Source organism: Monashia sp. HAY1-2A (genome assembly GCF_056755315.1).
The window spans coordinates 1-2,602 of sequence record NZ_JBNDHY010000267.1 but is presented as its reverse complement, the minus strand read 5'-3'; the positions used below and the strand labels follow the sequence as shown (position 1 = coordinate 2,602).

The 2,602-nt window shown below is 72.4% G+C and carries 2 protein-coding genes; one reads left to right on the top strand and one right to left on the bottom strand.

Features of this window, described 5'->3' with window-relative positions:
- The coding region (locus tag ACPYOM_RS21600) for a GNAT family N-acetyltransferase (RefSeq protein WP_481347530.1) at positions 1-639 on the bottom strand (639 nt) is incomplete at its 3' end.
- A gap of 423 nt (positions 640-1,062) precedes the next feature.
- Between ACPYOM_RS21600 and ilvB the strand changes: the two genes are divergently transcribed.
- Positions 1,063-2,602 (top strand): biosynthetic-type acetolactate synthase large subunit (gene ilvB / locus ACPYOM_RS21595; protein WP_481347529.1); only part of this gene is annotated, 1,540 nt, incomplete at its 3' end.

The following is a 2,602-nucleotide window of genomic DNA, read 5'->3' as shown; positions in this document are numbered from 1 at the left end:
CACGGTCCCTGCCGCCCAGTCCTCGAAGGACTCGCGGTCACGCTGCGACCACTCGAGGAAGGCGTCCTCGACGACCTCGTGCGCGACGCGGTGGTCGCCCTCGTCCCGGGCCGCGCGCACCGTGTACCCGGCCGGGATCGGCTGCGGCTCGATCTGCTTGCCGCGCGGCATCTCGAGGACCCACGAGGTCCACAGCGGCCGGTACCCCAGGGACTCGAACAACCGCTCGCCGCTCGAGCCGGCCGGCACGGGCTGGCCGACGAGCCCCGTCCCGTCACGCCGCGAGAGGCGCTGGCACCACAGCGCCAGGGCCGTGCCGATGCCGCGCCCGCGGGCCAGCGGGTGGACGTGGGCGTGCCCCCACCGGCCACGGTCGACCTCGCCGTACGCGACGAGCCGGCCCGCGTCGTAGACGCCGATCGTCTGGCGGTCGATGTCGAAGCTGGGGCGCTGCCAGTCCCCGACGATGTCGGCCTCCTCGATGACGACGGTGCCGACGTCGGCCAGCTCGGCGTCGCGCATCAGCTCGTAGACGTCCCGCGCCTCCTCCCGGCGCAGCGGGCGCCACGAGACGCCCTCGAGGTGCTCGAGGCCGAGGTCGTTGACGTCGTGGGTCGCCTCGGGCATCGGTGTCGTCATGGTCTCTCCGGTGCGGGTGTCCCGGTGGTGCCGGGAGGGGTGATGGCCCACCGACCGGGCGGGAGCCCGACGGGCCGTGACGACAGTGTCCAAGCGCCACGCCCACCCCTCAACCGACTTTCCGCCGTCGCGCCGGGGCCCTCGGCCGCCGCGACAGTGGGTGAGACCCCGGTGCCACATGCTGAGACAGCCAGTACGGCCGATTGACACCGCTGGGGCCGCGTAGGACGGTTGACGCGTGGCCCGACTCCTCGTACTTCCCTAGCGCGCCGACCAGCAGAACCGGTCAGCGCGCTCCCTTCCGTCCCGCCTTGGGACCGAAGGGTTTTTTTGTGGGCCGGGACGGGTCCACGAGGGACGGACGAGGGTCGCCGGCCACCAGAGACCGCAACACCGTGCAGTGCTCGAGACAAGGATGAGATCGTGAGCGACACGACGAAGCAGGCGCCTTCGCCCGCGGACGTGGCCTCCCTGGCCCGTCACCGTCCGACGCCGTCCTCCCCGGCGCGGCCCAGCGACCCCGGTGCCGCGGCGCCGGTCGCGCCCGCCGCCCCGGCCCGCGAGGTCACCGGCGCCCAGGCGCTCGTACTCTCCCTCGAGGCCATCGGCGCCGACACCGTCTTCGGCATCCCCGGCGGCGCCATCCTGCCGGCCTACGACCCGATGCTCGACTCCGAGAAGGTGCGCCACATCCTCGTGCGTCACGAGCAGGGTGCCGGCCACGCCGCCGAGGGCTACGCGGCCGCCACCGGCAAGGTCGGTGTCTGCATGGCGACCTCCGGGCCGGGCGCGACCAACCTCGTGACGCCCATCGCGGACGCGCATATGGACTCGGTGCCGATCGTCGCCATCACCGGGCAGGTCGCGAGCGGTGCCATCGGTACCGACGCGTTCCAGGAGGCCGACATCCGCGGCATCACGATGCCGATCACCAAGCACAACTACCTCGTCACCGACCCGGCCAGGATCCCGCAGGCGATCGCCGAGGCCTTCCACGTCGCCTCGACCGGCAGGCCGGGGCCGGTCCTCGTCGACATCAGCAAGGACGCGCTCCAGGCCACGACGACCTTCTCCTGGCCGCCACCGATCGACCTGCCCGGCTACCGGCCCGTCCTGCGACCGCACGGCAAGCAGATCCGCGAGGCCGCCCGGCTCATCGCCGCGGCCAGGCGTCCGATCTTCTACGTCGGCGGTGGTGTGGTCCGCGCCCGGGCGAGCGAGCAGCTGCGTCGACTCGTCGAGCTGACGCAGATCCCGGTGACGACGACCCTCATGGCCCGTGGCACGGTGCCCGACAGCGAGCCGCTCAACCTCGGGATGCCCGGCATGCACGGCACCGTGGCCGCGGTGACGGGCCTGCAGAAGTCGGACCTCATCATCGCCCTCGGCGCCCGCTTCGACGACCGGGTCACCGGCCAGCTGTCGACCTTCGCGCCGGACGCGAAGGTCATCCACGCCGACATCGACCCGGCCGAGATCAGCAAGAACCGCATCGCCGACGTGCCGATCGTCGGTGACGTCGGCGAGGTCATCGACGACCTCATCGCCCAGATCACCCACGACCGCGCGGCGGCCGAGCCCGGCTCGGGCGCGTGGGACTACGCCGAGTGGCGCGAGCGCGTCGCCGGCTGGAAGTCGACCTTCCCCCTCGGGTGGACCGACAGCGAGGACGGCACGCTCTCGCCGCAGTACGTCATCCAGCGCATCGGCGCGTTGACCGGCCCGGAGGCCACCTACGTCGCCGGCGTCGGCCAGCACCAGATGTGGGCGGCGCAGTTCGTGCAGTACGAGCGCCCCAACGCCTGGCTCAACTCCGGCGGCCTCGGGACGATGGGCTACTCCGTGCCGGCCGCCATGGGGGCCAAGGTCGCCGAGCCGGAGCGCACGGTCTGGGCCATCGACGGTGACGGTTGCTTCCAGATGACCAACCAGGAGCTGGCCACCTGCGTCATCAACAACATCC